At 59.9% G+C, this 24,498-nt stretch carries 24 protein-coding genes and 1 tRNA gene; 15 read left to right on the forward strand and 10 right to left on the reverse strand.

Translation table 11 applies throughout. The features are described 5' to 3' along the window. Positions 1-69: 69 nt before the first annotated feature. The 3 genes from PMI16_RS13920 to PMI16_RS26310 all read left to right on the forward strand — a co-directional run bounded on the left by PMI16_RS13920 (position 70) and on the right by PMI16_RS26310 (position 3,538). Positions 70-1,899, forward strand: a complete 1,830-nt coding sequence (locus PMI16_RS13920; protein ID WP_007880504.1) for a sensor histidine kinase — start codon at positions 70-72, stop codon at positions 1,897-1,899. Then, on the forward strand, positions 1,899-3,257 hold the full coding sequence (locus PMI16_RS13925; protein ID WP_007880505.1) for a sigma-54-dependent transcriptional regulator: 1,359 nt from the start codon (positions 1,899-1,901) through the stop codon (positions 3,255-3,257). The genes PMI16_RS13920 and PMI16_RS13925 overlap by 1 nt, the downstream gene beginning before the upstream one ends. A 137-nt stretch (positions 3,258-3,394) precedes the next feature. Further along, positions 3,395-3,538: a hypothetical protein gene (locus PMI16_RS26310; protein WP_193365733.1), complete on the forward strand. Its 144-nt coding sequence runs from the start codon at positions 3,395-3,397 to the stop codon at positions 3,536-3,538. A gap of 36 nt (positions 3,539-3,574) precedes the next feature. On the opposite strand, the gene PMI16_RS13930 is transcribed toward PMI16_RS26310, so the two are convergent. Further along, complete coding sequence (locus tag PMI16_RS13930; RefSeq protein ID WP_007880507.1) at positions 3,575-4,042, reverse strand: hypothetical protein; 468 nt, start codon at positions 4,040-4,042, stop codon at positions 3,575-3,577. Positions 4,043-4,277: 235 nt separating this feature from the next. On the opposite strand from PMI16_RS13930, the gene PMI16_RS13935 reads away from it, so the two are divergent. Beyond that, complete coding sequence (locus tag PMI16_RS13935; protein WP_007880508.1) at positions 4,278-5,321, forward strand: dienelactone hydrolase family protein; 1,044 nt, start codon at positions 4,278-4,280, stop codon at positions 5,319-5,321. 104 nt (positions 5,322-5,425) lie between these two features. Here the strand turns inward: PMI16_RS13935 and PMI16_RS13940 are convergent, their stop codons facing one another. The 3 genes from PMI16_RS13940 to PMI16_RS13950 form a co-directional block, all read right to left on the reverse strand. Continuing rightward, positions 5,426-6,085: a thiopurine S-methyltransferase gene (locus PMI16_RS13940; RefSeq protein WP_007880510.1), complete on the reverse strand. Its 660-nt coding sequence runs from the start codon at positions 6,083-6,085 to the stop codon at positions 5,426-5,428. Positions 6,086-6,217: 132 nt separating this feature from the next. After that, a complete protein-coding gene (locus PMI16_RS13945; protein WP_007880512.1) occupies positions 6,218-7,039 on the reverse strand; it encodes a hypothetical protein in 822 nt (273 codons plus the stop codon). 2 nt (positions 7,040-7,041) lie between these two features. After that, complete coding sequence (locus tag PMI16_RS13950; protein ID WP_007880513.1) at positions 7,042-8,442, reverse strand: MBOAT family O-acyltransferase; 1,401 nt, start codon at positions 8,440-8,442, stop codon at positions 7,042-7,044. 95 nt (positions 8,443-8,537) lie between these two features. Here PMI16_RS13950 and PMI16_RS26485 point away from each other — a divergent pair, with 95 nt between their 5' ends. After that, complete coding sequence (locus PMI16_RS26485) at positions 8,538-8,933, forward strand: hypothetical protein (protein ID WP_237719865.1); 396 nt, start codon at positions 8,538-8,540, stop codon at positions 8,931-8,933. A 241-nt stretch (positions 8,934-9,174) separates the two neighbouring features. On the opposite strand, the gene PMI16_RS13960 is transcribed toward PMI16_RS26485, so the two are convergent. Continuing rightward, a tRNA-Lys gene (locus PMI16_RS13960) sits at positions 9,175-9,250 on the reverse strand. 207 nt (positions 9,251-9,457) lie between these two features. Then, positions 9,458-10,288, reverse strand: coding sequence for a hypothetical protein (locus PMI16_RS13965; protein ID WP_007880515.1), 831 nt, complete (start codon positions 10,286-10,288; stop codon positions 9,458-9,460). A 119-nt stretch (positions 10,289-10,407) separates the two neighbouring features. Here PMI16_RS13965 and PMI16_RS26315 point away from each other — a divergent pair, with 119 nt between their 5' ends. Beyond that, positions 10,408-10,548 carry a hypothetical protein gene (locus tag PMI16_RS26315; RefSeq protein ID WP_007880516.1) on the forward strand — a complete coding sequence of 47 codons (141 nt, stop codon included), beginning with the start codon at positions 10,408-10,410 and terminating at the stop codon, positions 10,546-10,548. A 102-nt stretch (positions 10,549-10,650) separates the two neighbouring features. Continuing rightward, complete coding sequence (locus PMI16_RS13970) at positions 10,651-11,346, forward strand: hypothetical protein (RefSeq protein ID WP_007880517.1); 696 nt, start codon at positions 10,651-10,653, stop codon at positions 11,344-11,346. 40 nt (positions 11,347-11,386) lie between these two features. Here the strand turns inward: PMI16_RS13970 and PMI16_RS13975 are convergent, their stop codons facing one another. Then, complete coding sequence (locus PMI16_RS13975; protein WP_007880518.1) at positions 11,387-11,878, reverse strand: DNA-deoxyinosine glycosylase; 492 nt, start codon at positions 11,876-11,878, stop codon at positions 11,387-11,389. Between the two features lie 127 nt (positions 11,879-12,005). Between PMI16_RS13975 and PMI16_RS13980 the strand changes: the two genes are divergently transcribed. The 3 genes from PMI16_RS13980 to PMI16_RS13990 all read left to right on the forward strand — a co-directional run bounded on the left by PMI16_RS13980 (position 12,006) and on the right by PMI16_RS13990 (position 13,860). Next, on the forward strand, positions 12,006-12,755 hold the full coding sequence (locus PMI16_RS13980; protein WP_007880519.1) for an SDR family oxidoreductase: 750 nt from the start codon (positions 12,006-12,008) through the stop codon (positions 12,753-12,755). Positions 12,756-12,797: 42 nt separating this feature from the next. After that, positions 12,798-13,241: an Mpo1 family 2-hydroxy fatty acid dioxygenase gene (locus tag PMI16_RS13985; protein WP_007880520.1), complete on the forward strand. Its 444-nt coding sequence runs from the start codon at positions 12,798-12,800 to the stop codon at positions 13,239-13,241. A gap of 166 nt (positions 13,242-13,407) precedes the next feature. Then, the gene (locus PMI16_RS13990; protein WP_007880521.1) at positions 13,408-13,860 is read left to right on the forward strand and encodes a glycine zipper 2TM domain-containing protein; all 453 of its coding nucleotides are present in this window, start codon (positions 13,408-13,410) and stop codon (positions 13,858-13,860) included. Positions 13,861-13,961: 101 nt separating this feature from the next. On the opposite strand, the gene PMI16_RS13995 is transcribed toward PMI16_RS13990, so the two are convergent. The 3 genes from PMI16_RS13995 to htpG form a co-directional block, all read right to left on the reverse strand. Then, positions 13,962-14,555, reverse strand: a complete 594-nt coding sequence (locus PMI16_RS13995; protein WP_007880522.1) for a GNAT family N-acetyltransferase — start codon at positions 14,553-14,555, stop codon at positions 13,962-13,964. Then, a complete protein-coding gene (locus tag PMI16_RS14000; RefSeq protein ID WP_007880523.1) occupies positions 14,545-15,051 on the reverse strand; it encodes an FUSC family protein in 507 nt (168 codons plus the stop codon). The genes PMI16_RS13995 and PMI16_RS14000 overlap by 11 nt, the downstream gene beginning before the upstream one ends. A 211-nt stretch (positions 15,052-15,262) precedes the next feature. Beyond that, a complete protein-coding gene (htpG, locus tag PMI16_RS14005) occupies positions 15,263-17,176 on the reverse strand; it encodes a molecular chaperone HtpG (protein ID WP_007880526.1) in 1,914 nt (637 codons plus the stop codon). Positions 17,177-17,713: 537 nt separating this feature from the next. Here htpG and PMI16_RS14010 point away from each other — a divergent pair. The 5 genes from PMI16_RS14010 to PMI16_RS14030 form a co-directional block, all read left to right on the forward strand. Continuing rightward, positions 17,714-19,216, forward strand: a complete 1,503-nt coding sequence (locus PMI16_RS14010; RefSeq protein WP_007880528.1) for a TolC family protein — start codon at positions 17,714-17,716, stop codon at positions 19,214-19,216. Positions 19,217-19,233: 17 nt separating this feature from the next. Further along, positions 19,234-20,007, forward strand: coding sequence for a hypothetical protein (locus tag PMI16_RS14015; RefSeq protein ID WP_007880530.1), 774 nt, complete (start codon positions 19,234-19,236; stop codon positions 20,005-20,007). Positions 20,008-20,078: 71 nt separating this feature from the next. Continuing rightward, positions 20,079-21,386, forward strand: coding sequence for an HlyD family type I secretion periplasmic adaptor subunit (locus tag PMI16_RS14020; protein WP_051994654.1), 1,308 nt, complete (start codon positions 20,079-20,081; stop codon positions 21,384-21,386). A 97-nt stretch (positions 21,387-21,483) separates the two neighbouring features. After that, a complete protein-coding gene (locus tag PMI16_RS14025; RefSeq protein WP_007880534.1) occupies positions 21,484-23,157 on the forward strand; it encodes a hypothetical protein in 1,674 nt (557 codons plus the stop codon). Between the two features lie 53 nt (positions 23,158-23,210). Continuing rightward, the coding region (locus PMI16_RS14030; RefSeq protein WP_007880536.1) for an ATP-binding cassette domain-containing protein at positions 23,211-24,498 on the forward strand (1,288 nt) is incomplete at its 3' end.

Below are 24,498 nucleotides of genomic sequence, written 5' to 3' on the forward strand. Positions count from 1 at the left end.
TCATAGCGGGCACTGCCGCCATGCCTTTGTATTCCTCTACCTCATACAGACCGGATCGATTTGTCCTCCATGACTTCCCGCAAGACCCCGATACTGATCACCGTCGTCGCGCTGTGCGCGGCGGCGGTTTTTTTCACGACTTACTTTATCGCCGTCGGCAAGGCGCGCAAGGATTTGCACGCCGCCGGTCAGCGCCAGTTGCAGATCGTCGCGCTGGACTTGCAGTCGATACTCGACAAGTTCGAGACCATGCCCTTCGCCCTTGGCGCGCTGGCCGACGTGGATCAGGTCCTGCATCATCCCGACGATGCCGAAGCGATCGCGCGTCTCAACCAAAGCCTGCAATCGATTCAGCGCCAGTCGCGCGTGCTGGCGATTTACATGATGGACGACAAAGGCATGACCCTGGCCGCCAGCAACTGGAATGAAGACACCAGCTTCGTCGGTCGGGACTTCGGCTTCCGGCCTTACTTCATTGAAGCGCTGGCCGGTCGCGCCGGACGTTTTTACGGCATCGGCAACGTTTCCAGCGAGCCGGGTTACTTCATGGCCCAGCCGATTTATCCGGTCGGCACGCCGCGCGGCGAGGGGGCGCCGATCGGCGTCATGGCCGTCAAGGTGGATCTGTCCGAATTCGAACATACCTGGCGCAGCAGCGACGATCCGATCACCCTGGTCGACGGCAGCGGCGTGGTGTTCCTGAGCAATCGCCCCCAGTGGAAATATCACAGCCTGCGTCCGCTCGACAGCCGCAGGCAGCAGGAACTGGCAGGGACGCACCAATACGCCGACCAGGCAATCACGGCGGTCGGTTCCCTGCGCAAGGAGTTGCGGCGAGGTTTCGGCGAGCACGTCATGCAGCCGATCGCCAAACAAGGATGGCAGCTGATGCTGTTTCCGTCGCAGGCGCGCATTGCCCGCATCGCCATGCTGTGGGCAATGTGGGTGGCGCTGCTGATGGCGATCGCCGTCATTTCGTTGTGGGCGCTGTATCAGCGCAGAAGGCGTTTGCAAGAACGACTGGAGTCGCGCGACGCCCTGCGTCGCGCTGCCCAGGAGCTGGACGCCACCATTGCCGTGCGCACGCAGGAGCTGCGCGTCGCCAACCAGGCGCTCGAAGGACGCTACGCCAAGCTGCAGCAGACCGAAAGCCTGCTGCGCTCGACGCAGAACGAACTGGTGCAGGCCGGCAAGCTGGCCATGCTGGGACAGATGGCCGCCGGCGTCACGCATGAACTGAACCAGCCGCTGGCCGCCATCCGCGCCTTTGCCGACAACGCCGTGCAGTTCATCCGGCGCGGCCAGTTGCCGCAGGTCGAAGAAAACCTCGAATACATCAGCGGCGCCAGCGCCCACATGGGCAAGATCATCGCCCAGCTCAAGGGGTTTGCACGCAAGAGCGGCGACGCCATCGCGGTAGTCGACCTGCCGCAGACGGTGGAGGCAGCGGTGCTGTTGCTGCGCAATGAATTCCAGCAGCAAGGCGTTGCCATCGAGATCGACGTGCGTCATCCGGTGCAGGTCATGGGCGACGTCGTGCGCACCGAGCAGGTGCTGATCAATCTGCTGCGCAACGCCATCGACGCCGTCGATGCGGTGGAGCTGGTGGCCGACAAGCGCGTGACGGTGATCCTCGACCGGGAAGACAGGGACGTCGTCATCCGCATCCGCGACACCGGACCGGGCATTCCGGACGACGTGGCGCCGCATCTGTTCGAACCTTTCTTCACCACCAAGTCGACCGGCAAGGGGCTGGGCCTCGGACTGGCGATTTCCTCGTCGATCGTGCAAGCGATGAACGGTCAGCTGTCGGCGCATAATCTGCCGGAAGGCGGCGCCGAGTTCATCGTGCGGCTGCCGAATATCCCGGATATCTCAGATACAAGCGAGAACAAATAATGGACAAGCAAGCTCCGGCGCCGGCCGCGCTGGCAATATTGATCGAAGACGAGCAAAGCCTGCGCAAAGCCACGGCGCAGACGCTGGAGCTGGGCGGTTTCAGCGTGCAGGCCTGCGCCGATGCGGAGCAAGCCTTGCCGCTGCTGCATGCCGGCTTTGCCGGCATTGTCGTCACCGACGTGCGGCTGCCGGGGCGTTCCGGCCTGGAAGTGCTGGCTCATGTCGTTGCCGCCGACGCCGATCTGCCGGTCATCGTGGTGACCGGTCACGGCGATGTCGGCATGGCGGTGGACGCCATGCGTGCCGGCGCCTACGACTTCATTGAAAAACCGTTCGCCGCCGAGCGTCTGGTGGAGACGGCAAAACGCGCACAGGAAAAGCGCAATCTGGTCCTGGAAAACCGCCGCCTCAAAGAGGCCTGGCAGGCCGACCCGGATACGCCGCCGCTGGTCGGGCAGTCCGCCGTCATCGAGCGCGTGCGCACGCTGATCCGCAGCGTCGGTCCGACGGCGGTGGATATCCTCATCAACGGCCAGACCGGCACCGGCAAGGAAGTCGTGGCGCGTCAGCTGCATGCGGCCAGCGAGCGCAAGGGACCATTCGTTGCGATCAATTGCGGCGCGTTGCCGGAGAGCGTGTTCGAAAGCGAAATCTTCGGCCATGAAGCGGGTGCCTTCACCGGCGCGCAAAAGCGTCGCATCGGCAAGCTCGAATATGCCAACGGCGGCACGATTTTTCTCGATGAAATCGAAAGCATGCCCATGGCCTTGCAGGTCAAGCTGCTGCGCGTGCTGCAGGAGCGCAAGCTGGAACGCCTGGGCGGCAACGAATCCATCGCCATCGATTGCCGCGTGATCGCCGCCAGCAAGAGCGACTTGTTGCAACTGAGCGGGCAGGGCGAATTTCGCGAAGATCTGTATTACCGCATCGGCGTGGTCAGCATCGACCTGCCGCGCTTGCGCGAGCGGCGCGGAGATATTCCTTTCCTGTTGGCGCATTTCATTCATGCCGCGGCAATCCGCTATGGGCGCGAAGCGCCGGTATGGACAGCCGGGCAGATGGCGCAATGGCAACAGCGCGACTGGCCCGGCAACGTGCGCGAGCTGCGCAATTTCGCCGATCGCTGGGTGCTGGGTGTGGCCGATGGCGTTGTGCTCGATGAGTCGGTGAGCGGAGTGGCGTTGCCGCAGCAACTGGACGCCTACGAGCGCAGCCTGATCGAGGCCGCGCTGGCGGGTGCCGACGGCAATGTCGCGCTGGCTGCCGAACGACTTGGTATTCCCAAGAAGACGCTTTATGACAAGATCAAGAAATACGATCTGGCCACGACACGCGGAACCGGTGGCCTCAGCGCCTGATCGCGCTATATTTAACGTATGCCCTTTGTTTTTGACAGGGCCTGGGTTAGACTTTTGGCCTGGGGAAATATCGGGTGCGACTCCAAGCTGCGTCATTACCGCCAAACAGCATCGGACCCGTCAATATGGGGAATCTCATGAAGCGCTTTATCGCCTTGTCGCTGGCCGCCTGCATCGCTTTTGTCCTGTGCGCCTGCGAACGCACCGAGTTCGAAAAGAAATCCGAGCGCGACGCCGATGCGCGCCGCGCCCTCAATACCAAGCCAAAGCCACAGTACTGATTTCCGATGTTGCGGCGGGTTTGCGCCCGACGCGGTTCAGTAACGCTGCGGCCAGGATTTCGGCGTCTTGTACGCGTGGCTGACCACGACGCGCGTGGCGGCAATCAGGCCGCTCAAGCCCAGCACCAGTTGCGTCAGCGTATCGCCGGGCAAGGCCCATACCGACGATGCCGGCGTCGCGACGCCGGTCGCCGCCGTGATCACCGGCGCCACCCATGCGGCCTCTTCGGTGACGTCGAGCAGGATGTCGCCTTCCGACGTCGTGTGCATATAGACCTCGCCGCCCAGTTCCAGGCAAAAACAGATGCCGTAACCCTTGGTGTTGTCCTTCTTGACCGCCTGCTGCAAATCCCGGTTGTAATTGTCTATCCACGCTTCCACGTCATAGGTGGTCGTGAGGACGATCCATGGACGGGCAGGGTGGACATCGGCGCGCTCTTGTTCCCGATCTTGTTCTTGATGTTGCTCCGAATTTTCCTCTGGATTTTGCTCTGGATCGTGCATGTCGTTGTTTCTTGATTGCATCTTGGTTGTATTGACGGCTCCCCTTCGGAGACCTGCATTATCGGTCTTTTTTTCTGCGACGGCATCGCGATCTCGGTCCTCGCGGAGGATGTCTTTTTTTGTTGTCTTTCATGCAATCAATCGTCGAAAGCCTGCCTGATTCCGGATCCGCAGGTAAGATGCTCGCGGAATCCGACATCATGATCAGTCCCCACACATTCAGAAGAAAGCGACCATGAAGCATCTCGCCGCCAGCCGTCACGCCACCGCCAACAACCATTTCCTGCGACTCGTTCTTTGTCTGCTGCTGTTTGCGGCGGCATGTGCATGGCGGTCGCCGGCCTATGCGCAGCAAAAGATTTCCTTCCTCTCGGCCGAATACGCCAACAAGTTCGAGATGGCGAAGAAGCAGGGCAAGCCGATCGAGATCTTCGGCTATCTCACGATGCCGACCGTTCCCGTCAGCGGGAAAATTCCCGTCGTGATCATCGCCCACGGCAGCGCCGGCGTGCAGAGCAAGGACACCGGCTTCTGGGCGCCGTACTTCAACAAGCTGGGCTTCGCCAGTTTCGTGGTCGACTCGTTCGCGCCGCGCGGCGTGACGAGTACGGTCGATGACCAGAGCCTGGTCAGCAATGCCGCCGATACCGCCGACGCTTTCCAGGCGCTGAAATTCATCGCGGCCGATCCGCGTTTTGACGCAGGCAGGATCGGCATCATCGGCTTCAGCCGCGGCGGCATCGCGGCCAACGAGACCTCGACCAAGAGCTTCCGCGACAACGTCCTGCGCGACGACAAGAACCTGCAGTTCGCCTTCCATATTCCCGTCTATGCGGGCTGCCAGAATTCGCGCTACCGCAAGAACGGCAGCTTCGATCGCACCGGTGCGCCGATGCTGTTTTTGATGGGCGGCAAGGACGACTACACGCCGGCCAAATTTTGTCTCGACCAGATCAAGGGCTTGCAGGAAGAATATCCGGGTGTCGTCGACTACCGCGTTTATGAAGGTGCCAACCACAGCTTCGACGGCAATCAGGGCGCCCACTATCTCCAGATGGGCATGTCGTCGCGCGACTGCCCTATGGTGGAAACCGACATACCGTCCTGGAGCCGGCGCGTCGTGCTCACCGGACAACGTCTTACGCCGGCCGAGGAAAATCAGATGTACAAGGATTGCGTGAAGCGCGGCGTGACGGTCGGTTCCTATGACAACAAATATCGCGACATGGCGGCCAGGGATGTCGAAGACTTCCTGCGCAAGATCAGGATGATCGACTGAATTTCAAGGAGTGATTCAACGGAACGCCGCTTCGCGTTGTTGCGCGGCCTGCACCGAAGGCCGCCGCGTGAAGCGGACGACAACGCAAGCGCAAGCAGTAAGCTTTAAACCCGGCGTTGCAGCTTGTACACCACCGTATCGAGCCGGCTCACGCCGTGTTCCAGGAACTTCGGTTCCTTGTCGAGGATGTCGCGCCGGTCGATGACGAGGGCGTCGGTGTGCGGCGCATAGATCGCCTGCACTTCGCTATCCTGCACCGAGAAGGGCGGGCCGTCCATTTGTTCCTGCGGATAGTCGAGCGTGATCAGGATGCCGCGATAATCGCTCGCCAGCTGGCCGTAGACGTGTTGCGCATAGTGCGCGCGCATGGCCGCCGGCAACGCCACCAGCGCTGCACGATCGTATACGCCGGCACAGGTCGACAAGATCGCCGCATCGAGTTTGAAAATGTCGCCGCAGATGATCTCGATATTGCCGGCCGTATAGTGGCTGCCGTAGGCCGATTCGCGGATGTGCGGCTGCAGGTTGTTGTCGCTGAAGAATTGTTCCACCGCCAGTTGCGACAACTCCGCGCCCAGCACGCGATGTCCCTGTTCCGCCAGCCAGGCCATATCCAGCGACTTGCCCGCCAGCGGCACCAGCACGCGGCTGTCTTGCGGCAATCCCAGCGTCGGCCAGTATTTCTGCAATAGCGGCGTCACGCGCGTTTGATGAAAATGCGTGCGGCCGTCGCGCCAGCGCTCCAGCCAGAATTCTGCGTCCATGGATTGTCCCGTCGAGTTGTTTGGTATGTATTGTAACGATAGTCGTCGCCATTGCTGCACCGGCGAGCCCGCATGGAGCATGTGGAGCGAGCCAGGCTGGATGCGCTGCAGTTTCAAGCCGGCATGGGAACCTCAAGGACAGGCAGAGGCGTAGCTCTGGCGCAGCCACGTCGATACCTCGCGTGCTTCGTTTTCAGACATATGCAGCCCGTCGGTACTGGCAACATCAATGCCCATATCCCGAGCGGTTATCAGTTTGTTGCGAGGAAATTGCTCGGAAAATGCCGTCTTGATTTGTCGTTCCTTGGGTGTCTCGCGCAGTTCGCGCGAGATCGGCAGTTCATACAGCACGACCTCAATTCCACGCTTTTCGAGTGCATTGATCGCCGTGGAAAAAAACGCAATTTCCGCCCTCAGATCGTCTTCAGGAATGAGATTGCCATAGTCCTTCAATTGCAGCGCCACGCCTTCCAGGCGTAGCGGTTCGCTGATCTGTTGGTTCAAATCTTTCTTGTGAGGTGCTGCCAGGAAGCTGTAAAGCAGATTCACGGGCATGTTTTCCGTATAAAAGATCGGCGCCAGTTTTTTGTAAAAGCTGTCGGCAGTTTCCACCAGACCTGTGTTGGCAGGACGATCAGGAACGTTTATTTCGATGAAGACTTTTTTGGGAAGATGCGACGAGCGCAGAATTGCAGCCAGGCCGGTTAGCGAAGAGTCGCCGCCGAGCGCCATGTTATACGCGCAAGCCGGGTCATCGAATCGCAGTCGCCTGGACAGGGAACTGCCGACGAAGACCACAGGCGCATGCATCTCTTTTCTGAAATAGGCTTCGACGATCTGGTTATTGTCTTGCCACTGACTTTGCATGCTGAGCGTGGATGGCCGGGGGCCATAGGCGAGAAACAGTGAGTAGAGGCCTAGCAGGATTGCTGTTACGCAGATGGATGGCTTCATGCTCAGAATTGGAAGTAAATAAACGACTTTGCCGGACCCGGATTGGTCAGGATCAGAAACAGCATGACACCGTACAGCACTTGTTTCAGCGTTGTACCGAGGCGGTCGCGCAGCAGGTTTAGCAAGTGATAGGCAACCACGGGAAATCCGTAGATTGCAATCAGTAGCAATGCACCCTTCGATACGCCAGGCTGCTCGTTGTGGAAGAGTTTGGTCAGGTACAGCCAGGCCTCGGAGAAATTCTGCAATTTGAAGAGCAACCACCCCAGGGTGACAAAAGTGAACACCGCAATGATGCGAATCGCAACAATGAGAATGTGACGGGATAAAAAGAGTTTCGATTGGCTGAGCGGCCTTTCGAGCGCCAATCCGATGCCGTGCCATAGCCCCCATATGGCGAAACTCCACGCTGCGCCATGCCACAGACCGCCCAGGAACATGACAATCAGCAAATTGACATAGGTGCGTAGTTCGCCTTTCTTGTTCCCTCCCAATGGAATATAGAGATAGTCGCGAAGGAAACTCGACAGGGAGATATGCCATTTTCTCCAGAATTCAGCAAGCGACGACGACAGATAGGGGAAGTTGAAATTGTCAGGGAGTTTGTATCCAAGCAGTTGCGCGAGGCCGATGGCGATCAGCGAGTAGCCCGCGAAATCCGCAAAGATCTGAAACGAATAGCCATACAACAGCACGATCAGATCCATCGGCGATTTCCATTGAAAATAGGGATAGGCGATCCAGAAGGTTTGTTCACTGAGGTTGTCGGCAATGACCGTCTTGAGAAAGTATCCGGTGATCAGCGTTTTAAACACGCTATTGAAGTCGATCTCGGCCATTTTCTTTGCCTTGACCTGGGGATAAAATTCTTTGGCCTTGATAATCGGACCTGCCACCAACTGCGGGAAAAAAACCAGGTAAAGCAGCGTATTCGCAAAAAAATGCGGCATGCTCCGGCTTTCTCCCGTAGCGGCGCTTTTGCGGAAGGTATCCACCAGCAGGCTGATGCCATGGAAAGTATAAAAGGAGATGCCGATGGGCAGCGGCGCAAGGATCAGCCATGTTCCCACATCGGAATGACCCGCCGGATTGAAATGGGCAGGTTCAAGAAACAGGAATTTGTATTTGAAAAAGGCGAGCAAGGCGAGGTTGGCGGCGACGCCACCGCTTGCATACCATTTCTTTCGGTTGTGGAGCGTAGACGATCGCACTGCGAAGGCGGTGGAGGAGGTCACCAGCCATGACGAAAGAAAGACCAGTAATAATTGAGGGGACTCATACGCATAAAAGAAAAGCGATGACCCGATAAGGATGAACACTTGTGTATTCTTATTTCGCGCCACGTAATAAAGCGTGAAAACCGCGATAAAAAACAGGAAGAATGTACTGCTCGTATAGTTCATTGTATTTTTTGACGTAGATTTTTTGCCATCATATCGTATGTCCCATCGATGACTTCGCGAAGCAGGCAGCGGTGCTGTCCGGGTACGGGCATTCCATGATGGTCATTGCCACGCCGAATGCCATGCTTTCCATCGAGGAGCAACACGGAGCGATGCGAGATAACGGAGCGAACAATTCTTTCATGTTAGGATTCTGCGATCTTATGGAGGAAAACATGGAAACGCCAGAAACGTCGGCAACACCCGCAACACCCGCAACACCAGACGCATGGGCAGAGCGTGCCAATGAATTGATGACGCAAATCGAAGTTTTGCTGGAAGCGCAACTCGTCGAATACGAATTGCTGAATTCGAAACTGGAAGAGTGGAAGCAGAACCCTGGCGCCGAATGGCTCACCATGGCCGATTACGAGCCTTGGCAGAATGCGCTCAAAGCGCTTGAAGTTGCACAGCGCGAGTTCGATGCGCATATCAGCACGCGTGTCGAATAAGTTTCCGAGATGGCGTGAACCGCATCGCACTGGTTCGCGCATCGGCTCGCGCACCGGTTCGCGCATTGGCCCAGTTACGCAGCGATTTTTCAGCTAGAGAGATAAGACGAAAGCCCTGCGCCAGGTTGGCCGGGGCTTTTTTATGGCGGTTTTGTGAGGTGCCGCCGTTGGCGCAAACACGACAGCAATAGTGCGCGGAAAAAAAGGACCTGAATCTTTCGATTCAAGTCCTTTGTATTCTTGGTGGGGCGTGAGTGGCTCGAACACTCGACCTACGGATTAAGAGTCCGCTGCTCTACCAACTGAGCTAACGCCCCCCGATGAAGAGGCGTGATTATAACCCGATTAATTTCAAACTTGGAAGCCTCTTTTTGAAAAAAAGCTAAAAAATTATCTGTCCCCTGCAAAATCAAGGCAGGCGGGGGCCATTCTGATCCGCCGAAACTGCGCCAATCGTCACAAACATGGGCTCGGCGCCGACGTCAATGGAGCTTGGCCGCCTGATCCAGTCGCAACATCAACGATCAGAAATTGCTCTTGATCCCATTCACCCACGACTTGGCCGGCAGTTTGGTCGCTGCGGTGATGGCTGCGGCGCGTTCATATAAGGCGGGGAAATCTGGCTCGAATTTGTGCTTGAAGGCGAGCGCGACGACGTTGCCGTCGTGGACTTCGGGCAGCGAGATCACTTGGCCGAAGGCATAGCGCATCGCCTTGAGATTCTTGGCGTAGCTGGGATGGTCGCCGAACAGGTTGACCGTCAGCACGCCGTTGTCGCTCAGGCTGTCGCGGCAGGCGGCGTAGAACTCGGGCGTGTCGAGCACCGGGCCGCGCGCGGTGGCGTCGTACAGGTCGACTTGCAGCGCATCGATGGCGCCGGCGCGTTGCGGATCGTGGATGTAGTCGTTGGCGTCCATTTCGAGGACCGACAGGCGATCGTCTTCCGGCGGCAATTTGAACATGCTGTTGCAGATGGCGATGACGGAGGGATTCAGCTCCACCGCCGTCACGCGCGCTTCCGGAAACTGGCGGTAGCAGAACTTGGTCAGCGCCGCGGTGCCGAGGCCGAGCTGGACGATGTTTGCCGGTGCGTCGTTGAACAGCATCCAGCTCATCATCTGTTGGGCGTATTCCAATTCGATCCAGTCGGGTTTGCGGATGCGCATGGCGCCTTGCACCCATTCCGTGCCGAAGTGCAGGTAGCGGATGCCTTCCTGTTCCGACAGCGTGACCGGGGCAAACCTGGGTTTGCGCGGCGCCGCGGTTTTGGGCTTGGGTTTGGATTTTTCCTTGTCAGGTCCGGGACCGGCCTTGGTGTTGGCTTGCGCCTCGATGGATTTTCTTCTGATTAGCATGACGTTGCCCGAATTCGAATTGCCGAATGATACCTTGTCGGGCTTCCGGAGCGCTCAATTGCCGGTTTTTTGAGAAACGGCGCGGCGGCCTCTGGCTATCCTCATATACACTTGCAGCCATGCTGAAAAAAATACTCTTCATCGTGAGGCTGGCCATCGTCTTTGCCGGCATCGTGCTGTTCGGGCGGGCCGTGGAATACCTCATTCTGAATGGCGGATTCAACGGTTCGTTTTACGACATCGTTTTTTTCCGGTCGTGACGCCGGGGCCTGGCATCGATTTTGCTCTGGAATGCACGCATCGCCGCAACATGATTTTCTCGTTTTGCCCTACCTTCACCCGACAATAAAGGATCCACAGAAATGAGCTACATCCACTTCATCGGTGGCGAAAAAGGCGGCGTCGGCAAATCGCTGGTCTCCCGCGTGCTGGCCCAGTATTTCATCGACTGGAACGTTCCTTTTTTCGGTTTCGACACGGACAAGTCGCATGGCGCGCTGTTGCGCTTCTATGCCGATTTCTCCGCTCCGCTCGCGCTGGATCGGCACGACAGTCTCGACCCTCTCGTCGAACGCGCACTGGAAGACCCGCAGCGCCGCATCCTGGTCGACCTCGCGGCCCAGACCCAGCATTCGCTGTCGGCGTGGATCGAAGACTCGGGCGTGCTCGACTTTGCGCAAGAGCAGGGGATCACGCTGACGTGGTGGCATGTCATGGATACGGGACGCGATTCGGTGGATCTGCTGCGCAAGTGGCTCGATCAGTTCGGCGGGCGGCTCAAGCTGGTGATTGTGCTCAACGAAGTCCGCGGAGAGCGCTTCGAAATACTGGAAGCGTCCGGCGAGCGCGAACGCGCCGAAGCGCTGGGCGCGAACGTGGTTACCCTGCGCCGTCTGCCCGATACGACCATGCAGCGTATCGATCAGCAAAGCGCGAGCTTCTGGGCGGCGCTCAATCAGCCTGGTGGCGCCAACGCAGGGCTCGGTTTGCTGGAACGCCAGCGCGTCAAGGTGTGGCTCAATCGCGCCTACGCCGACATCGGCAAGCTTGCTTTATAGGCTGCCGACGAGAGTCGGCGGAAGCTGGATGTCGCCGCGTTCATCCTGGTAGTTTGAGGGCGAGCCATTGCTCCAGCTTCTGCGCATAGGCCATCGTATGCGCCGGACTGCTCGACGGCAGCAGCACGATGCGATATTGCTGCGCACGTTCTTTCAATACTTTCAATCCCAACCGCGCCGCCGTGCCGCCGTTGAATCCTATCGTCGTCAGTCGCGGCAGCTTGTCGAGCAGGCCGGGCAGGTCGTTGCCGGCGTGGTCGGCGATCTTGCTGTCGAGGCTGCCTTCGCGCCGCGCTTCGGCGATCACGTCCCACAGACCGACATGATGTCTGATCAAGGCTTGCAGCCGCCGCTCATATTCCATCGCGCGCAGATCTTCGCCGACCACTTCGGACATCAGTTTCCAGAACGCGTTTTGCGGATGGGCGTAGTACTGGCCGTGCGCCAGCGAGGCTTCACCGGGCAGGCTGCCGAGGATCAGCAGGCGGGTGTTGGCGTCGGTGACGTGGGCGAAGCTGCGTTTGCGCGACATGGATTAGCGATGGCTGGTTAAAATTTTTCAGGTCCGGCCATCAAGACGCGGCCGGGGGAATAAGGCTACACTAGTTTTTCTTCTCGCCACCACGGCTCCTCACGACAACATGCAAGGATAATTACATATGGGACAACCAGTCATCATCGTCACCGGCGGCAGCCGCGGCATCGGTGCTGCAGTCGCACAATCGGCCGCCGCGCGCGGCTATGCGGTCGCCATCAGCTATGTATCGAATCGCGCCGCGGCCGACGCCGTGGCGGACGGCATCGTCAAGGCCGGCGGACGCGCCATCGCGGTCAAGTCCGACGTGGCGGTCGAAGCCGATATCCTGCATCTGTTCCAGACCGTCGACAAGGAGTTGGGCACGCTGACCGCGCTGGTCAACAACGCCGGCATCCTGGAGCATCAGACGCGCGTGGAAGAGATGACGGCAGAGCGCATCAACCGCGTGCTGCTGACCAACGTCACCGGCAGTTTCCTGTGCGCGCGCGAAGCGGTGCGCCGCATGTCGACCAGGCACGGCGGCAAGGGCGGCGCCATCGTCAACCTGTCGTCGATGGCCGCCAAGCTGGGCGGTCCCGGCGAATACGTCGACTACGCCGCCTCGAAAGGCGCCATCGATGCCTTCACCATTGGCTTGTCCAAGGAAGTCGCCGCCGAAGGCATCCGCGTCAACGCCATTCGTCCTGGCCTGATCTATACCGACATCCACGCCAGCGGCGGCGAAGCCGGGCGGGTCGACCGGCTCAAGGACGCGGTGCCGATGAAGCGCGGCGGCACCGCGGAAGAAGTCGCCAACGCCGTCCTGTGGTTGCTGTCGGATGAGGCCTCGTACGCCACCGGCACCTTCATCGACGTGTCGGGCGGCCGCTGATTCCGATTTTCCTTGCTGTCGTCATTTCGTCCGGAGGCAGACATGAACGTCATCACCCACCGCCGCATCGACCTGTTGCTGGCGCGTTATGCGGAAAGCCATCGCCATCCGCTCAATGAAGCAATCCACTGCATCTGCGTGCCGGCCATCGTGCTGTCGCTGCTCGGGTTGTTATGGTCGGCGACGCCGTTGCTGGCGGTCGTCGTCGTGGTTGCGTCTTTGGTGTATTACCTGACGCTGTCGCCGGCATTCGCGTTCGGCATGCTGGCGATGGCGGGCGCGATGCTGCTGATCCTGTCGCGTTTGCCGGCGGCGTCGGTGCTGCCGGCATCGGTGGCGATTTTCGTGGCGGCGTGGATAGGCCAGTTCATCGGGCACAAGATCGAGGGCAAGAAACCGTCGTTTTTTGAAGACCTGCGGTTTTTGCTGATCGGTCCGCTGTTCGTGCTGAGCCTGTTGTACCGGCGCTGGCGCATCCCTTACTGACGCAATGAAGCGGGGGAACGAATCGCAAAAATCCGGATCAAGAGGCGGTCTGTATTAAAATATCAATAGTTGTCTGCAGCAAACAAGGCGTTTAAAAATGGCGCCGGCAGTGAATTCGCTGCAAGAACATCGCCCCTGGAGGGCATACTTTCCGTCGGAGCTTTGCATGAAAAAATTAATCCTCATCGCCGCCATCAGTTCGCTCGCAGCAGGTTGCGCCGTGACGCCGAATTCAGCCAGCGTCTACAACACGCGTCAGGCCCAGGGTGAACAAACGGTGCGCATGGGCGTGGTCGAGTCGGTCCGCAACGTCACCATCGACAAGGGCGCCAGCGGCGTCGGCACGATTGCCGGCGGCGCGCTGGGCGGCATCGCAGCCGGTTCCTCGATTGGCGGCGGCAACGGCGCACTGGCGGCCGGCATCGTCGGCGCGTTGATCGGCGGCGTGGCCGGCAATCAGGTGGAAGCGAACCTTGCCAACAAGCCGGGTCTGGAGATCACCGTGCGTCTGGATAACGGCGAACTGCGCGCGATTACGCAAGATGCAGACGAGATCTTCCGTGTCGGCGAACGCGTGCGTCTGCTGTCGTCCGGCCGCACCACCCGCGTGACCCACTAAGAAGTTCAGCAGCCGGCGATCACGAGATCGCCACGCTGCGAAAAAACCGCTGCCGGTTCAGTGCATCAGCTGACCGGCAGCGGTTTTTTTATGGAAGTTTGTCAAAGAATCCGGGGAAGTCCGCCGGCGGCGTCATAGGCCGATTGCAGCAGCCATTGTTCCCGACGCAGGCGATACAGCACGTGCACGCGCAACGGATGGCCGGCCGGCAGGCGCGGGTGTTCAAAGTTTTCTTCCACGCGGGTATGCATGCCGATGCGCCGCATCACGGCCTGCGAACGTTTGTTGCCGGCGGTGGTGAAGGAAACGATTTCCTTCATGCCCAATACGTGGAAGGCATGGCTCAGCACGCCTTGCGCCGCCTCCGTTGCATAACCCTGGCCCCAGGCCTGCGGCGCCAGGCGCCAGCCGATTTCCACCGCCGGCGTGAAGTGCGCCTCGAACGGCACGCGCAGCAGGCCGACGAAACCGGCGAAAGCCAGCTTGCCGGGAATCTCCAGCACCCATAGTCCGAAACCGTGTTCGCTGATATGGTCTTCGATACGCCTGACCAGGTAGTCGCTCTCGCTGCGATTGAGCACCGCCGGGAAATAGCGCATCACCTCGGGATCGGCGTTCATCGCCGCGCACGGCTCCAGGTCGTTTTTGCGCCACGGCCGCAGCAGGATGCGCGAACGTCCCGGCTCAGTCGACATGGCGCAGGCGATTGACGAAGCCGATATACACCACGGTCTGCAGCAGGGCGACCGTGCTGCCGGTGATCACCTCGGCCACGCGCAGCAAGGCCAGATGCAGCTCTTCATGCAGGCCGCCGCCGGCAAACGCCGCCGACATCAGGATCACCACCGTCGCCGGACCGAGCCGCCAGTTGCTCGGATAGTTCTGCCACAGCATGGCGACCAGCACGGCCGTCGTCAGGGCGATCAGCATGGACAGGAAGTTGGCGCCGAAGACCACCAGGCACAGGCAGGCAATGACGGCGCCGGAAACGGTGTTGATCAGCCGCGCGCGGAAGTTGGCCTTGGCGATCATCATGTCCGGTTCGGTGACGATGATCAGCGAGATCATCGCCCAGTAGGGTTCCGGCAAACCGACCGCGCGCAGGCCGTACCACAGGATCAGCGAACCACTGAGGATTTTGATGAGGTAGACCAGCGCGTTCTTGCGCGGGGAAATGAAGTTGAATTCCATATGTGCATTCTGCGATGGCTTTCCGCACGGGCGGGAGACGGCGCATTAGGTGGCGATTAATCGTGTTTGTCGCGCCGGCGCTTTTACGGCTTGAGTCCGGCGTCGGCGTTTTCGCCTCACTGTATCGGATCAGGTATCGATATGGCAACCGGAAACGACTGCGGCGACCCGGAGGCCGCCGCAGTGATCGTCGATGCCGGCGAGGACGGTTTTACTTCGACGCCATGCCCAGCAGCATGTCGTTCAGGCGCTTGACGAAGCCGGACGGATCCGTCAGCGCGCCACCTTCGGCCAGCAGGGCCTGGTCGAACAGGATGTTGGCCCAGTTGTCGAACTTGGCTTCTTCGTACTTCAAGCGTTGCACCAGCGGATGGTCCGGATTGATTTCCAGGATCGGCTTGGCGTCCGGCGCGGCTTGTCCTGCGGCCTTGAGCATGCGCACCAGGTTGCCCGACAATTCGTCCTCATCCGCCACCAGGCAGGTCGGCGAATCGGTCAGGCGGAAGGTCACGCGCACGTCCTTGGCCTTGTCGGCCAGCGAGGTCTTCATCTTCTCGACCAGGTCCTTGAACTGGGTCTCGGTTTCTTCGTGCTGCTTCTTCTCGGCTTCGTTTTCCAGCTTGCCGAGATCGAGGCCGCCCTTGGCCACCGAGGCCAGTTCCTTGCCGTCGAAGTCTTGCAGGAAGGACAGCATCCACTCGTCGACGCGGTCGGTCAGCAGCAGCACTTCCACGCCTTTCTTGCGGAAGATTTCCAGGTGCGGGCTGTTCCTGGCGGCATGGTAGTTTTCGCCGGTGACGTAATAGATCTTGTCCTGGCCTTCCTTCATGCGGCCGATGTAATCGGCGAACGAAGTCGTCTGCGCATCCGAGTCGTTGTGCGTCGAGGCGAAGCGCAGCAGCTTGGCGATGCGTTCCTTGTTGGCGGCGTCTTCGCCGATGCCTTCTTTCAGCACCTGGCCGAATTCGGTCCAGAAGCCGGCGTACTTGTCCTTCTGCGCTTGCTCGTCGCTGTTGGCCAGTTCTTCCAGCAGGCTCAGCACGCGCTTGGTCGAGCCTTCGCGGATGGCCTTGACGTCGCGCGACTCTTGCAGGATTTCACGCGAGACGTTCAACGGCAGGTCGGCCGAATCGATCACGCCCTTGACGAAGCGCAAGTAGACCGGCATCAGTTGCTCGGCGTCGTCCATGATGAACACGCGCTTGACGTACAGCTTGATGCCGCCGCGCTTGTTGCGGTCCCACATGTCGAACGGCGCGCGAGTCGGGATGTACAGCAGCTGGGTGTATTCGCTGCGGCCTTCGACGCGGTTGTGCGTGTAGGCCAGCGGCGCGCCGAAGTCGTGCGAGATGTGCTTGTAGAACTCTTCGTACTGTTCCGGCGTGATGTCGGACTTGCTGCGCGTCCACAGGGCGCTGGCCTGGTTGACGGTTTCGAGTTCGTCCTTCCGGACGGTTTCTTTCTTCTCTTCGTCCCATTCTTCCTTCTGCATCAGGATAGGCAGGGAGATGTGGTCGGAGTATTTGCGGATGACCGACTTCAACTGCCACGACGACAGGAACTCGTCTTCTCCTTCGCGCAGGTGCAGGATGATGTCGGTGCCGCGGTTCGGCTTGGCTATCGCTTCGATCGAGAACTCGCCGGCGCCTTCGGACTCCCAGCGCACGCCTTCATCGGCCGGCGTGCCGGCGCGACGGGTTTCGACCGTGATGCGGTCGGCGACGATGAAGCCGGAGTAGAAGCCCACGCCGAACTGACCGATCAGCGCGGCATCTTTTTGCTGGTCGCCCGACAGTTTCGAGAAAAATTCCTTGGTGCCGGATTTGGCGATCGTGCCCAGGTGGGAGATCGCTTCATCGCGATTCATGCCGATGCCGTTGTCGGAGATGGTGATGGTGCGCGCCGCCTTGTCGAAGCCGACCTTGATCTTCAGTTCCGGGTCGTTTTCGAACAGCGCGCTGTCGTTGATCGCTTCGAAGCGCAGCTTGTCGGCCGCGTCGGATGCATTGGAGATCAGTTCGCGCAGGAAGATTTCCTTGTTGGAATACAAGGAGTGAATCATCAGTTGCAACAGCTGTTTGACTTCGGCCTGAAAGCCCAGGGTTTGTTTCTCGGGTGCCGCCATGTACTTACCTCGTGAATAAAAGAGTAGTTTTTCTGTTACGACTCGGGGTCGCGACCGCGTATTGTAAGGAGAATGAGGTTGCTTGGGAGATTTTCAATGGGAAGGTACGGAAATTGTTTGCGAGCAATGAAGTGCACGAGCGGTCGTTTTTGTCACCATAAATTCATATTTCTATTGAAGAAAATTGATAGAATTCATTGCTTTTTTTGTAATGCGAGCAGCTAGTTTGCGATGCCTCACGTATAATTCGGCAACAACTAAATGCCCCAGAAGAATACACAACAAGAATATATGGCAGTTACCGGGGACGATTGAAGTCGGTCTGTTCGATGACTTGTTGATTTTCTTTCGTATGAGGGGAGGGGGGCCGGTTCTCATGCCGGTCTGTTGTATTTGACAATGACATATAGAAATACGAAGTTGGTCTTTGGTGCATTGGTTTTCTCGGTCGCGTCGCAAGCATTTTCCGCAGTTGACACGCCCGTTACCTTTCAGCCCCCCGATGAGAAATTTTCCTCCGGCAAATTAAAGCCCGGAATGTTGTCGCTCGCCCAGGCAAAAAACGAAGAGCGGGCCTTGGATGTACCCCCTCAAATGCGAGTAAGGCAGGACGCCGAGGCTGATGCGATCGTCCGTGCCGGCCAAACTGCGGACGGCAGGGGCGAACTGACTGCAGCCGACTCCAACGACGAGATCCTGGCGCTGCTGCGCAGGTCCGATCCGGATTTCTCCGGCAGCGCCATTGATTTGCCCGCGGTCCAGGTGGAAACCATCGACGACAAACAAGTACCCTTCCTGACGCTGGATCAGGTACTCGATCTTGCGCTCAACAACAGCTACAGCTACGCCGCTACCGTCGCGCAGGCCGACCAGGCGGGCTATGCGGCCAAGGCCTCGCTCGGACAATTGGGCCCGACGCTTGATGTGCGCACGCAAAAAGGCCGGGAATATTCCTCCCCGGCATCGATTCGCGACGAGAACGGCAACATCATCCAGGCCGACCAGCACAAGCGCTGGGACGCCACGCTGATCGGCCGCCAGCCGATCTTCGCACCCGGCTCCTACTTTGATTTCCAGAAGCAGCGCGCCATGTCGCGCGCCGCCGACCAGCGCCGCGACGATGCGCGCGAATCACTGTATTACTCGACCATCAAGGCCTACTACGACGTGCTGCGCGCCTACGCCTCGCTGTCGTTTGCGCGCAGCTACGCCAAGCGCATGAATGACTTGCTCGACTACATGCGCAAGCGCATGGAAGGCGGCGGCGCCAGCAAGATCGACTACGAGCGCGTGCGCGGCCGTTCGCTGCAGGCCGAGGCCACCGTGGCCGAGAGCGAAGGGACGCTGGAAAGCACCATGGTGTCGTTGGTCCAGCTGATCGGCCTACGCGTGCAGCAGGTGCAGGTGCCCGAGCGCATGATGCCGACCGTGCCGCCGACGTCGCGCGTCGCTTTGCAAGATGTCTATGAATCCAATCCCGGCATTCGCGCCGCGCGCAGCGATACCGAAGCAGTCCGCGAAGAATTGAAATCGGCGCGTTCAAAGTTCTCGCCGACCTTTGCCGTCGAATGGTCGCAGGCCAAGACGCGCGGCGCCGGCGGCGACCAGACGCTGACCACGGACCGCCGCCTGATGCTGGTGATGACCATGAACCTGCTCAACGGCGGCTCGGATGCCTATTACCAGAGCCAGATCGGCGCCAAGCTGGTGGAGAAGAGCAATACCGCCGCCGACCTCGAACGCAAGCTCAAGGAGCAGATCGAGATCAACTATCGCACCCTGGGCGCGGTGAAAAAGCGCATGAACATTTCGCGCGAGGCATATGAAACCAACGCCAACGTCGCCGATGTTTTCCTGGAGCAATTGTCGACCGGCAGCAAACAGCTGCTCGACGTGCTCGACGCCTATCAGCAGGCCTACCAGGCGCGCATGGATTTTGCATTGTTGCTGTTTCAGCAAGCGGATATCAGTTATCAGATTTTGCGCAATACCGGCCGGGCGTGGACGCCCCCCGGGAACAAAACGCCTGCGGGCAAATAGGGAAGGTCTGGGGAGCGATGGAGAGCGGAAAAGAACAGAATTTCTGGCCGGGGTTTGTGGACGCGCTGTCCAACGTCGTCCTGGTCATGATCTTCGTGGTGGTGGTGTTCGTCGTGACGCTCTTCTACTACTCGCAGAAGCTGGCCGAGATTCGCGTCAACAAAATGGTCACCAAGGGCATGGTGCAGACCCAGTCCGGCTCCGCCAAGGTCAAGCCCGATGAAGTCAACGCCCCCGAAGGCAAAGACGCCGACACCGCGCGCCTGAAGAGCGAGAACCGCGAAAAGTCCGACGAGATCGAAAAACTCAAGCGCGAAATCTCCCAGCTCAAAACCAGCCAGGCCGCACCGCCCTTGCAAGCCGACGCCGGCAGCCTGCGCAGCAACGCCGCCAGCGCCGGCAACAACAATATCCAGGTGCGGGTCGAGAAAGCCAAACAGATCGCACCGGGCTTGTCCATCGACGGTGGCGACAAGGCCGTGGTTCTGCATTTCGACAAAGAAACCACCGAACTGAGCGAAGAGGCCGGCAAGGCGCTCGACGGCAGCATCGGCGACTGGGTCAAACGGGTCAAATCGCAACAGGGCAAGATCGTCATCACCGGCGTGATCGGTTCGGCCGAATTCAGCGAAGCGCGCCGCCGCGCCTACTACCGCACCGTCGCCGTGCGCAACCATCTGATCGACGCCGGCGTCGACAAGGAGCGCGTGGTCAGCCGCGTGGCCACTTCCGAGAACAGCGCCGAGAGCAACGCGCGCGTGATCATCCAATATCAGGCGGGTGCAAAATGACGACGCTTCCCGACGACAAATTGCGTTGGGACCTGCGCCTGCGACTGTGGTTGAAACGTCGCAGCTATCAAATGATGCGCCTGATCGCTCCCAAGGTGGACGGTCAACTGGGCGACCACCGGCAATTGCCGCGTCCGCGGCTTTTCATCCTGGCTACCGTCGGCGTCTTGTTGTGCCTGCTGGTGTGGTCGTGGTTTGCAAAGATCGACATGGTGGTGCGCGGCACCGGCCGCATCGTCGCCTCCGAACACAATCAGGTGATCCAGCATCTGGAAGGCGGCATCGTCTCCGCCATCCTGGTGCGCGAAGGCGCGGCAGTCAAAAAGGGCCAGATCCTGATCTCGATTGCCGACGTGCGCGCCAATGCCGATCTCGGCGAAGGCAACGTCAAGATTCTGGGCCTGCGCGCGCGCGTGGCGCGCCTCAAGGCGGAAGCCGGCGGCGCGTCGTCGGTGACCATGCCGCCCGATCTCGGGAATGACGATCCGGCGGTGCAGAGCGAGCTGGCGTCCTTCACCGCGCGCCAGGCCAAGCTGACGCAAGAGATGAGCGTGCTGCGGGAGCAGTCGGCGCAACGCCAGGCGGAAGTCGGCGAGGCCGTCAGCCGCCAGAAGAGCCTGATCTCCGAATACGATCTGGCGCAGCGTCAGTACAAGCTGGTGCACGGCATGTTCGAGCGCAATGCCGCCTCGCAGCTGGAAGACATCCAGTCGCTGTCCAAGGCGCAGGATGCGCAGAGCCGCCTGTCCGCCACCAACGCCATGATCCCGCGCCTGAATGCGGCGATCGCCGAAGCGCAGGCCAAGATGGGCGAGGCGTCGTCGCGCTTCCGCGCCGATGCGCGCAGCGACCTGACCGTCAGTGAAAACGAACTGGCGCGCCTGCAGGAAGAAATCAAATCGCGCAACGACCGTGTTTCGCGCTCCGAAGTACGCGCGCCGATGGACGGCGTGGTCAACCGCGTGCTGATGAACACCGTCGGCGGCGTGGTCAAGCCGGGCGACGCCATCATCGAAATGACGCCGACCGACGACAAGCTGGTGATCGAAGCCAAGGTTTCGCCGACCGACCGCGCCCAACTGGTGGCCGGCGCGCCCGCGCGGGTGAAGGTGTCCGCCTATGACTACGGCGTCTACGGCGCGATGAAGGGCGTGGTGACCGAAGTCAGCGCCGACACCGTGCCGGAAGAACGCGGCGAGCGCTTTTACCGCGTCAAGATTGAAGTCACGCGCGATCCGCGCGAGATCGATCATAGCGTCGCGCTGATGCCGGGCATGACCGCCACCGCCGACATGATCGTCGGCCGCCGCACCGTCTGGCAATACCTGATGTCGCCGCTGAACCGCTTCGGACAGACCGCGCTCAGGGAGCCGCGTTAGGTCTTGATGCCGCCGTGATGGCGTCACGAGGCCGCAATGAACAAGCTGTATCTTGATTGTTTAACTATTTGTTTTCCTTTTTTCGGAACCTGATCGTATGAAAAACCTGCGCAATTTTTATGCACTCGCTGCGATTCCGTCCATGTTCCTGTTACTGGGCGGCTTCCTGTTCAGGGACTTCGTGATGCATGCGATCCGGATCAATCCCTTCCTGAACCTGTTCATCATCAGCGTGGCCGTGTTCGGCGTTTCGCTGATCGTCTACAACATCTGGCGCGTCAACTGGGAATACAACAAGCTGACCTTGTTCTATGCGCGCGTCAGCGGCGGCGAAGAGATGATGGAGCTGGCCAAGGCGCCGGAATTTCAGAACAGCGAAATCGGCAAAGTGCTGACCAGCGTCGCCAGCACCAAAGGTCGCCTGACTTCGCGTATCGAACAGGAAACCATTGAGCGCTCGTTGTCGGACCTGCAATCGCATCTGGAAGCCAAAACGGAATTCCCGCAATTCCTGACCGGCTTCATGATCGCGCTCGGCCTGCTGGGTACCTTCATCGGCTTGCTGGAAACCCTGGTCGGCACCGCTGCGTTGATCGACGGTTTCGGCAAGGCGACCCAGGGCGGCGACATGGATGCGTCCTTCATGCATCTGGTGTCCGACCTGCAAAAACCGCTGGCCAGCATGGGTACCGCGTTCTCGGCGTCGATGTTCGGCCTGATCGGTTCGCTGGCATTGGGCCTGACGCTGACGCCGCTGCGCGCTGCCGGCAAGAAGCTGACGGGGCGTGCGCGTGAATGCATCAGCGACATGGTGCAGCACGTGATCCATGACATGAACGGTCCCGCTGCGGGTGCTTCCGGCCGCCAGGGTGTTTCGGAGCAATTCCTCGCTGAGTTTCTGCAAGACTTGATGGTGCTGCAGCGCGAATCCATCATGGCCTCGCGCGCCAGCTCGGAAGCCTCGATGCAGGCCGGCATCAAGCTCGAAGGCATGAACGAGCGCCTCAACAACATCGTCGAGCTGTTCCATGCCAGCATGGATGAATCGAAAAACCTGCGCCAGCTGGTGTCCTTCGGTCCGCGCATGCACGAAGTCGGTCAGCAGACCCTGGAAGAAATCCGCAACGTCGGCCAGATCATCAATCAGAAGATGACCTCGGCGCGCGACCTGACCCAAAGCTTGTCGCTGCTGGAGGAACGCCTGTCGGTCAACGGCGACATCGCCCTGCGCAGTTTCGACATGTTGCCGAAGATCGTCTCCACCATGGAAAGCGGCCAGATGTCGCTGTCGTCGGCGCTGACCTCCTTGCAGGCGCAGCAGTCGGAAGCGGCCAACATGACCGAAAAAACCGCGCAGCACATCGCGCAGATGCCGACCTTGCTCAACCAGATTTCCATCCGCATCGCCGACGAACTCGGCGCGATCCAGCATCAGGGCGAAATCCATTCGGCCGTGTCCGAGCGTCTGGGCGAACTGGGCAAGGCCATCGGCGAGAACTCCAGCAACATGACGCGCGACGCCTTGTCGTCGCGCCAACTGCAGATCGACCTGGCCAAGCACATGGCGATGATGAACGACCGCGTCAAGAACCTTGGCGCCATCCCGACCTCGATGACTTCGATTACCGAAGCGCTGATGCGTCAGAACATCAATACCCAAACCGTCATCGACGAAATGCGCAGCGGCCGCGTGACCATGGTCAAGGATCTGCGTCTCGAAATCCGCGAAGCTCTCCGCGAGATTTCTAGCTCCGGCAAGAACAACGCCTGATCTTTATGTTCACCTGAACAGAACCCGGACCCGAACCTGAACCCGACCATCTCATGAACGAAAGCGACCAAATCCACGTCGATCAGCCACAGGCCGATTTGCGCTCCCTGCGCAAGGACCCGGTGTACCTGACGCTGATGCGCGCCTACGGCAGCCGCTTCGTCGAGATCATCGTGGCCGGCGTGCTGATCAACGTGTTCGGCCTGTTCATGCCGATCTATTCGCGCCTGGTGTACGACAAGGTGATCGGCAACCACATTCCGGAAACGCTGTGGGCGCTGACGCTGGGCATGGGCTTGTTCATCGCGCTGGAACTGATCCTGCGCGTGATACGGGTGTATTACGTCGAGCAACTGGCGGGACGTTTCGACGTCGAGTTCGACAGCGCGTCGGCGCGCCGCCTGCTGGAATCCAAAGTGACGGCGCCGGTCGGCGTGGTGCTGGCCAAGTACCGCGACCTCAGCAATGCGCGCGATCTGCTGTCGTCGAACTACATGCTGGTGCTGGTCGACCTGCCTTTCCTGCTGCTGTATCTGGTGGCGCTGGGCATGATCGGCGGTCATCTGGTGTGGGTCATGCTGGTGGGTGGCGCGATGCTGGTGGGGGCGCAACTGCTGTGCAAGATCCCGGCCACCGACTACGGCAACGCCGCGATGAAATTCGGCATCGGCAAGACCGACAAGCTGGCCGGTCTGGTGTTCGGCATGGAAACGCTGAAAACTTCGCCCTTGCAATACCGGCTGGTCGAGACCTTCCTGGCGGATGCCGCCGACAATGCGGTGAGTCTCGCCAAGAGCCGTTTCTGGATGAATATCGGTTATGCCACCTCGGCCGTCGGCAATACGCTGATTTCGGTCGCTACGCTGGTGGTCGGCGTGTATCTGGTGGAAGACAACGCGCTGACGGTCGGCGCACTGATCGCCAGTTCGCTGCTGATCAGCCGCGCCACCTCGATGACGTCGTCGGTGGCGACGGTGCTGGGACGCCTGGAAATGTTCAGGCGCGCACGCGCCGCGTTCGAAGACATGTTCGACGACGAAGCCCCGCAGGAAATCGCCGATGTCCTGCGCCAGGACATGAGCGGCCTGATCCAGGTGATCAACCTGACGCTGCATCTGGACAAGAACGAGCGGCCGGCGCTGGACAACGTTTCGCTGGCGATCCGCCCGGGCGAGAAGGTCGGCATCGTCGGCCGTTCCGGTTCCGGCAAGAGCAGCTTGCTGCGCGCGCTGGCCGGCCTGCACAAGATCGAGCAGGGCAAGGGCCAGGTGCTGATCGACGGCGTCGCGGTGACGGCATACGCAACGCCGGTGCGCATGCGCTGCATCGGCTACAAGCCGC

It is taken from the genome of Herbaspirillum sp. CF444, assembly GCF_000282135.1.
Lineage (GTDB): Bacteria > Pseudomonadota > Gammaproteobacteria > Burkholderiales > Burkholderiaceae_D > Herbaspirillum.

Excerpts from the sequence above, each read along its gene's own strand:
- PMI16_RS13920 (WP_007880504.1), top strand. The coding sequence starts at position 70 with ATGACTTCCCGCAAGACCCCGATACTGATCACCGTCGTCGCGCTGTGC.
- PMI16_RS13925 (WP_007880505.1), top strand. The coding sequence starts at position 1,899 with ATGGACAAGCAAGCTCCGGCGCCGGCCGCGCTGGCAATATTGATCGAA.
- PMI16_RS26310 (WP_193365733.1), top strand. The coding sequence starts at position 3,395 with ATGAAGCGCTTTATCGCCTTGTCGCTGGCCGCCTGCATCGCTTTTGTC.
- PMI16_RS13930 (WP_007880507.1), bottom strand. The coding sequence starts at position 4,042 with ATGCACGATCCAGAGCAAAATCCAGAGGAAAATTCGGAGCAACATCAA.
- PMI16_RS13935 (WP_007880508.1), top strand. The coding sequence starts at position 4,278 with ATGAAGCATCTCGCCGCCAGCCGTCACGCCACCGCCAACAACCATTTC.
- PMI16_RS13940 (WP_007880510.1), bottom strand. The coding sequence starts at position 6,085 with ATGGACGCAGAATTCTGGCTGGAGCGCTGGCGCGACGGCCGCACGCAT.
- PMI16_RS13945 (WP_007880512.1), bottom strand. The coding sequence starts at position 7,039 with ATGAAGCCATCCATCTGCGTAACAGCAATCCTGCTAGGCCTCTACTCA.
- PMI16_RS13950 (WP_007880513.1), bottom strand. The coding sequence starts at position 8,442 with ATGAACTATACGAGCAGTACATTCTTCCTGTTTTTTATCGCGGTTTTC.
- PMI16_RS26485 (WP_237719865.1), top strand. The coding sequence starts at position 8,538 with ATGATGGTCATTGCCACGCCGAATGCCATGCTTTCCATCGAGGAGCAA.
- PMI16_RS13965 (WP_007880515.1), bottom strand. The coding sequence starts at position 10,288 with ATGCTAATCAGAAGAAAATCCATCGAGGCGCAAGCCAACACCAAGGCC.
- PMI16_RS26315 (WP_007880516.1), top strand. The coding sequence starts at position 10,408 with ATGCTGAAAAAAATACTCTTCATCGTGAGGCTGGCCATCGTCTTTGCC.
- PMI16_RS13970 (WP_007880517.1), top strand. The coding sequence starts at position 10,651 with ATGAGCTACATCCACTTCATCGGTGGCGAAAAAGGCGGCGTCGGCAAA.
- PMI16_RS13975 (WP_007880518.1), bottom strand. The coding sequence starts at position 11,878 with ATGTCGCGCAAACGCAGCTTCGCCCACGTCACCGACGCCAACACCCGC.
- PMI16_RS13980 (WP_007880519.1), top strand. The coding sequence starts at position 12,006 with ATGGGACAACCAGTCATCATCGTCACCGGCGGCAGCCGCGGCATCGGT.
- PMI16_RS13985 (WP_007880520.1), top strand. The coding sequence starts at position 12,798 with ATGAACGTCATCACCCACCGCCGCATCGACCTGTTGCTGGCGCGTTAT.
- PMI16_RS13990 (WP_007880521.1), top strand. The coding sequence starts at position 13,408 with ATGAAAAAATTAATCCTCATCGCCGCCATCAGTTCGCTCGCAGCAGGT.
- PMI16_RS13995 (WP_007880522.1), bottom strand. The coding sequence starts at position 14,555 with ATGTCGACTGAGCCGGGACGTTCGCGCATCCTGCTGCGGCCGTGGCGC.
- PMI16_RS14000 (WP_007880523.1), bottom strand. The coding sequence starts at position 15,051 with ATGGAATTCAACTTCATTTCCCCGCGCAAGAACGCGCTGGTCTACCTC.
- htpG (WP_007880526.1), bottom strand. The coding sequence starts at position 17,176 with ATGGCGGCACCCGAGAAACAAACCCTGGGCTTTCAGGCCGAAGTCAAA.
- PMI16_RS14010 (WP_007880528.1), top strand. The coding sequence starts at position 17,714 with ATGTTGTCGCTCGCCCAGGCAAAAAACGAAGAGCGGGCCTTGGATGTA.
- PMI16_RS14015 (WP_007880530.1), top strand. The coding sequence starts at position 19,234 with ATGGAGAGCGGAAAAGAACAGAATTTCTGGCCGGGGTTTGTGGACGCG.
- PMI16_RS14020 (WP_051994654.1), top strand. The coding sequence starts at position 20,079 with ATGATGCGCCTGATCGCTCCCAAGGTGGACGGTCAACTGGGCGACCAC.
- PMI16_RS14025 (WP_007880534.1), top strand. The coding sequence starts at position 21,484 with ATGAAAAACCTGCGCAATTTTTATGCACTCGCTGCGATTCCGTCCATG.